Here is a 6,057-nt window from a genome sequence, read left to right as displayed (position 1 = left end):
GCTTGCGTGGATGCCTGCGACACCACCGCCGGCAACCCCGGCAAATAGACACACAGCAGCAAGGTGCCCGACCACACCGTGTAGCACACGGTGGTCAGCGGGCTGTAGCGCCGGGAATAGTGTTTCTGAAGGGTGAAGTAGAGGCTCCACGACAGCGCCGCCACCAGGATCATCAAGCCACGGGGGTCGATCTCGCCCAGGCCATGCTCGCCCCAGATCACCACCAGCACCCCGCTCAACCCCAACAGCACGCACCCCCAGCGCCAACCGGTGACGCGCTCCTTCAACCCGAAAAACGCCACCAGCACCGTAAACAGCGGAACCGACTGCGCCAGCACACTGGACGCGGCAGCCGTGACAAATTGCTGGCCGAAGTTGATGGTCAGGTGGTGCAGGAAAATCCCGAAGAACCCCAGCACCAGCAGCCACGGCAAGTCCCGCAGGCGTGGCCGCTCGATCCTCATGACCAATGCCACACCGGCCATCAATACCGAAGCAATCGAGAACCGCCCCAAGGCTAACTGGCCCGGGCTGTAGCTGAGCAAGGCCATATGCACACCAATCGGCGAATACGCCCAACAGAGGATGACGCTGGCAGTGACTAGCGTAAGCTTTACAGGTGACGGGGCATTCATGAACGGCGTCCAGCAGTGGGAATGCCGTCAGTCTTGGCCCCGCCAAGGCGCAGGACAATTAACCGTTTCTGACTTCTGTAATCACTGGAACTGAGCGATGGAACTGGCCCAACTGAAAATGGTGAAAGCCGTGGCGCAAACCGGCAGCGTGGCCCAGGCCGCCCTGCAATTGCACTGCGTGCCGTCCAACATCACCACGCGCATCAAGCAGCTGGAAAGCGAGTTGGGCACCCCGCTGTTCATTCGTGCCGGGCGCGGGCTGGCGATCAGTGCGGCCGGCGAAGTGTTTCTCGACTACTGCGAACGCATCCTGGCGTTGGTGGAAGAGTCCAAGCGCGCCGTCGACAGCAACGCGATTCCCCGCGGCAAACTGCGCATCGGCGCGGTGGAATCCAGCGCCAGTGGCCGGTTGCCGCCGTTGTTGGCCGAATACCATCGACGTTATCCACAAGTGGAGCTGGAACTGGTAACCGGCGCCTGGGCTCAGCTACTCGATGACCTGCAACACCACCGCATCGATGCCGCGCTGGTGGCCGCCGGCGGCAAACGCCCGAAGCTCGAACAAAGCGTGGTCTACAGCGAGCGCCTGGTGCTGATCACCAGCGCTTCCAGCGCGCCGATCGAGGATGCCCGGGACCTGGCCGGCCGCACCTTGCTGGTCTGGCCGCCCGGCTGCCCGTACCGCGCCGCCCTGGAAAACTGGCTCAAGCCCCACGACATCAAGCCGGCCATCGCCAGCTATGCCAGTTGGGGCACGATCATTGGCTGCGTCAGCGCGGGGATTGGCGTGGCACTGGCGCCGGAAGGCATCCTGGCGCGCTACGAGCAGGCCAACCAGTTGACGTCCTATCGTTTTGACGAATTGGCAGCGGTGGACAACCTGCTGTTCTGGCACAAGGACACCCAGCGCCACTTGGCGCGGGACGCTTTTGCCGGGCTGCTGCGGGAAACATTCGGCTAACCCGTTGCAACATGTTTCAGCTATCCTGCCGCGAAATTAATTCAAATTGTAAGGGACTACCATGAATTACTTCCGCCTGGTGTTGGCGGCGGCCGCTCTGAGCCTGCCTGTCGCACCCGCTTTTGCCGCCCCCACGCCGGCGCCTGTTGAAGCCACCGCCCCCGCCGAAGCTCCCGAAACCGCCGAGCACTTTCTGGCGTCTCTCAAGCAGAAGACCGGCACGGTCACCCTGCCCGGCGACATTGCGACCCTCAAGCTCAACGATGAGTTCTACTACCTCGACCCCGCAGACACCGAGCGCCTGTTGACCGATGGCTGGGGCAACCCACCGGGCTTCAAGACCCTGGGCATGATCGTGCCGAAAGCCGTCAGCCCATTGTCTGAGCGCGGCTGGGGCGTGATCGTCAGCTACAAGGCCGACGGGCACATTTCGGACGAAGACGCCGCGAAAATCGACTACACCGAACTGCTCAAGCAAATGCAGGAAGAAGACGTCGAAGACAACAAGGCGCGCCAGAAACAGGGTTACGCCGGCCTGCACCTGCTGGGCTGGGCCGAGCCGCCGCACTATGACGACACCACCCACAAGATGTACTGGGCCCGTGAACTAAAGGCCGACGACGCCAAGCAGACCACCCTCAACTACAGCATCCGCGTGCTGGGCCGTGAAGGCGTGCTGGAACTCAACGCCGTCGCCGGGATGTCCGACCTGGCCACCATCAAGCAGGAACTGCCCAAGGTCCTGGCCTTTACCAACTTCACCGATGGCAACCTGTACACCGACTTCAACCCGAAGACCGACAAACTCGCGACCTACGGCCTCGCGGCACTGGTTGCCGGCGGGATCGCCGCCAAGGCCGGGCTGTTCGCCAAGATCGGCATCTTCCTGCTGGCGGCGAAGAAATTCCTGGTGGTCGGCGTCGTGGCGCTGTTCGCCGTCATCCGCAAACTGTTCAACCGCAACAAGGCCTGATTCGCGGGCATAAAAAAGCCGCGGCGTGCCTGGCACACCGCGGCTCACAGAACAACTTCAGCTTTTCGCAGGGGCCAACCTGGCGTATTGGTCCTGGCTGATCCAGCCTTTGGAAGAGCGGCCCTCGCCATTGATGTACTCCACCTGGGCCCAGCCATCCTTGAACGCCAGCACCGCGACCACATCGTCCTTGACCACGTAGGCACGATGACTGGCCTTGGCGTCCGGGGTTTTCTGCAGGAAGGCCTTGTCGGCCGAGACAGTGACCAAGCCAATCCACTTTTTGGCAGCCGTCTGGGTCAGGTCCAGGCCGGTGGCAATTTCGGGCATCAACACGCTGACACAGCCGGGATGTTCGCGGCCCTTCTCCACGGTCAGCGTCACGCCGTCCGAGGACGCAGCGACGGTTCCCGGATACGCCGCATCCAGCCACGTGGACACCGACGCCTTCGCGCCATCGACCTTGCCCTGCAGGAAGAACGTGCACGTGCGGGTCACGCCCTCGCCCATCTCCTCAGAATAAAAACCTTCCACCTGATGCTCAGGCGTCACGGCCAGCATCAGCCCTTCGTACTTGCCCGAGTGCAACGTGGCGGCAAACACGGGCGTACCCACCACACACACGAAAGAGGCAACCCACAACCGGGACAGGCAATGTTTGAACGGCATTCTATTTTTTCCCTTCAAGTGCTTCGTAGGCTTTTTTGATGCGTTGGTCATAGTCGCCATAATCCTTGCCGTTATAGTTCAGCGCCATGGCGGCGTAATCCTTGTTCTTCATGGCCTTGACCAGTGCCGGGCTCTGGCTGCAAAAACCGAGGAAGGCCTTTAGTTGATGCCCGGCATTAATCTTCATCGCCACCACCAATTCAAACACCGTTTTATAACCGCATGCCGTGAAGTTGGAGCCCATTATCTGAAACATGCCCCAGGAGGCCGACTTCAAGGCCGCTTCCTGATCCAGCGCAAAAGCGGTGGCCATGGTTTCCCAGGCCTTGGTCTGGTCCTTGTTATTGGCCTTCCACTGAGGCCCGGCCTTCTTCACGTAGGGGTACGACAACAGCGGGTGGGTCTGATCGTATTTATGGTGGGTGTACTTGCGAAAGTGGTGTCCTTCAAAAGCGATCACCGGCAACTTTGCCGGCCCGAAACCGGAGCGCCCGCCCGACTCCACCGTGGCGAAGGCCTTGATGATATTGACGGATATGCCGTTACCCAACTGCGTGGCGGCGTTCTGGAAATCCGTGTCCGTCAGCGTCGTCCCGCCGTCGCACGTGGCCTGGAGCATCATCTGCCGGTTGCGCCGCTCGGCCTCGATCATTGCCCGCATGCGGTCCAGGTAATTATTGACGGTCGCCTGGACCATGTCGGAGCTGGTGTTGCCGAACACATTCAGGAAGGTCGGAATGCGCAGGGTCGGGTGCGGCTTGACCGGCACCTTCACCGCCTCTTCGATCAGGCTATTGAAGGTGCGCCCGGTGGGGTCGATAACACCATCCGGGTGAGCGTACTTGAGGTAGCGGAACTGATACTGGCTGATGCACTGCACCAGCTGGCCGTCGCACTTGCCGTTTTCGGCCAAGGGAAAACCCAACTTGGGAATGATCAAGTTGAACAAGTACTGGACGCACTGAACGTCGGCGGGCAAGTTGCGGGCTTTGCCCGGCGCCCCGACGGAAGCGCTGATGAGAGTAGGCAACCCTTGCAGGCTTTTCATTACCGACATCCTTGTTAGTTGGGGTGGATGAGCCCTAAAGCGCCATCACTTTAATATCATCCATGTGCCATCGACATATTTAGAAATATGTCGCTGGCGCAAACTAACAAGGCGAAATTGGGTTGTCCAGAGTGGATTCTTGAAGTTGTGAAAGGGCACTCACAGTCTTTTTTCGATAACGATTGCTATGCGGCGGGTGAGCGCTTTGCCAACGGACGAACAGCAGAAATCGCTTCGCACTTGACGATTGTCAGCGAAGGGTCTCATAAGCGTATTTTTTTGAATCAAGGAGGGTGGCGTTATGGAGGCAACCCCACCAGCCACACCCCGGCACACAATGTTCCCGCTGTGGCTGCTGCCTTCCGGCTCTGACCAGGTTCACGGGTAATCGTTGCGGGGGGACCGATGGGGTCACCATAACGACGCTCGCCTCTCGGCAAGCGGGGCCATTGTACCGATCTCATCGGAAGTTACAACCGTTCGCGCGGGATTAAAAATATGAAGGGCTTCAAGCACTTGCCTATTGGGCCTGGAGCACCTCATCCGCCCTGCCGCCCTCTTGCTGGATCACCAGGTGAATGAAGTGCAGCTTGGCAATCACCGCCGGCGGCAGGACGAACGGATAGAAATCCGGCTGGCCCATGCTGCGGGACAGTTCGTTGAGCATGCCGGCCAGCTCGATCCAGGCATTGACGAATGACAGGAATGCCGCGCCACCGGGATGCTCAGGGTCGTAGAGGGTGCTGAGGGGGAATGGCTGGTAATCCAGGTCCATCTCCCGGGCGCTCATGCCGAAGCCCAGCGCGGTGTCGACGGCGTCCATCATGTGCAGGTAATGCGCCCAGGTTTCCGCCCAGTCTTCCCACGGGTGCATGGTGGCGTAGGCGCTGACGCAGGTTTGCTGCCAGTCCGGGCGCGGGCCGTTCTGGTAGTGCTGCTCAAGGGCGTCGGCGTAGCTGGCGCGCTCGTCACCGAACAACGTGCGGAATGGCTCCAGCCAGTGGCTGTTGGCGATCAGGCGGTCCCAGTAGTAGTGGCCGACCTCATGGCGAAAATGCCCGAGCAAGGTGCGGTAAGGCTCGCGCATCTGCACACGGATTTTTTCGCGGTGGGCGTCGTCGGCTTCCTTGATGTCGAGGGTGATCAGGCCATTGGCGTGGCCGGTGGTGGGTGCGTTGCCTTCCAGGTCGATGCCGACAAAATCGAAGGCCAGGCCGGTGTCTTCATCGACGGTCTTGGGGATGACCTGCAAACCCAGGCTGATCAGTTGCGCGACCAGACGGCGCTTGGCGGTTTCGACCTTGCGCCAGCGTTCGGGGTTTTCAGGGATCGACAGGTCGGGGATGGTGCGATTCAGGCTACAGGCCACGCATAAGGCCTGGCCGCTGTCGGAAGGCACCAGCCAGTTGCAGGCAGCCGGGCTGTCGAGGTTGGCACAGCGACGAAATACGCCAGCTTCAGGGTCGGCGTCCAGCAGCCAGGTGTCGGCGTACGGGCCGGGCTGCAGGGAGGACAGGCGGCTCTGCGCCGGCTGGTAGCCCAGCAGCGCCGAACAGGCCAGGCACTGGCTGTTGCGAAAGAACAGCGACTGCCCACAGCGACACTGCCAGACCTTGCTGTTGCGCGAGGATTCGGCCATGAACGGTGCGGCGATGCGCGAACTGAGTTGTTCGAAGAAGCGGTACATGGCGATCTCTCCCTGGGCTGCCCAAGACTAGATCATTTCCTGCCGATGATCGTTCCCACGAATTGTAGGAGCCGGCTTGCCGGC

6 protein-coding genes and 1 other RNA gene are annotated in these 6,057 nt (G+C 60.9%); 2 read left to right on the top strand and 5 right to left on the bottom strand.

Features of this window, described 5'->3' with window-relative positions:
* The coding region (locus tag MUM_RS0100030) for a DMT family transporter (protein WP_032881691.1) at nt 1–635 on the bottom strand (635 nt) is incomplete at its 3' end.
* A gap of 97 nt (nt 636–732) precedes the next feature.
* Between MUM_RS0100030 and MUM_RS0100025 the strand changes: the two genes are divergently transcribed.
* Nucleotides 733–1,596, top strand: a complete 864-nt coding sequence (locus MUM_RS0100025; protein ID WP_003219067.1) for a LysR family transcriptional regulator — start codon at nt 733–735, stop codon at nt 1,594–1,596.
* A gap of 61 nt (nt 1,597–1,657) precedes the next feature.
* Nucleotides 1,658–2,569, top strand: coding sequence for a DUF2167 domain-containing protein (locus tag MUM_RS0100020; RefSeq protein WP_010165498.1), 912 nt, complete (start codon nt 1,658–1,660; stop codon nt 2,567–2,569).
* A gap of 57 nt (nt 2,570–2,626) precedes the next feature.
* On the opposite strand, the gene MUM_RS0100015 is transcribed toward MUM_RS0100020, so the two are convergent.
* From MUM_RS0100015 to MUM_RS0100005, 4 genes are all read right to left on the bottom strand, one after another.
* Nucleotides 2,627–3,238 carry a hypothetical protein gene (locus tag MUM_RS0100015; RefSeq protein ID WP_010165497.1) on the bottom strand — a complete coding sequence of 204 codons (612 nt, stop codon included), beginning with the start codon at nt 3,236–3,238 and terminating at the stop codon, nt 2,627–2,629.
* 1 nt (nt 3,239) lies between these two features.
* Nucleotides 3,240–4,286, bottom strand: a complete 1,047-nt coding sequence (locus MUM_RS0100010) for an N-acetylmuramidase family protein (protein WP_010165496.1) — start codon at nt 4,284–4,286, stop codon at nt 3,240–3,242.
* Nucleotides 4,287–4,597: 311 nt separating this feature from the next.
* Nucleotides 4,598–4,694, bottom strand: an RNA gene (gene ffs, locus MUM_RS1000000132870) — signal recognition particle sRNA small type.
* Nucleotides 4,695–4,806: 112 nt separating this feature from the next.
* The gene (locus MUM_RS0100005; protein WP_010165495.1) at nt 4,807–5,973 is read right to left on the bottom strand and encodes a zinc-binding metallopeptidase family protein; all 1,167 of its coding nucleotides are present in this window, start codon (nt 5,971–5,973) and stop codon (nt 4,807–4,809) included.
* Between the last annotated feature and the right edge of the window lie 84 nt (nt 5,974–6,057).

Source organism: Pseudomonas sp. PAMC 25886, assembly GCF_000242655.1.
In the GTDB taxonomy this organism is placed as follows: Bacteria; Pseudomonadota; Gammaproteobacteria; order Pseudomonadales; family Pseudomonadaceae; genus Aquipseudomonas.
The sequence above is the reverse complement of the archived record's forward strand: the minus strand, read 5'-3'. Positions and strand labels throughout refer to the sequence as shown.

Bases quoted from the DNA above. Each gene is read 5' to 3' on its own strand.
- MUM_RS0100005 (WP_010165495.1), bottom strand. From the start codon at position 5,973: ATGTACCGCTTCTTCGAACAACTCAGTTCGCGCATCGCCGCACCGTTC.
- MUM_RS0100010 (WP_010165496.1), bottom strand. From the start codon at position 4,286: ATGAAAAGCCTGCAAGGGTTGCCTACTCTCATCAGCGCTTCCGTCGGG.
- MUM_RS0100020 (WP_010165498.1), top strand. From the start codon at position 1,658: ATGAATTACTTCCGCCTGGTGTTGGCGGCGGCCGCTCTGAGCCTGCCT.
- MUM_RS0100015 (WP_010165497.1), bottom strand. From the start codon at position 3,238: ATGCCGTTCAAACATTGCCTGTCCCGGTTGTGGGTTGCCTCTTTCGTG.
- MUM_RS0100025 (WP_003219067.1), top strand. From the start codon at position 733: ATGGAACTGGCCCAACTGAAAATGGTGAAAGCCGTGGCGCAAACCGGC.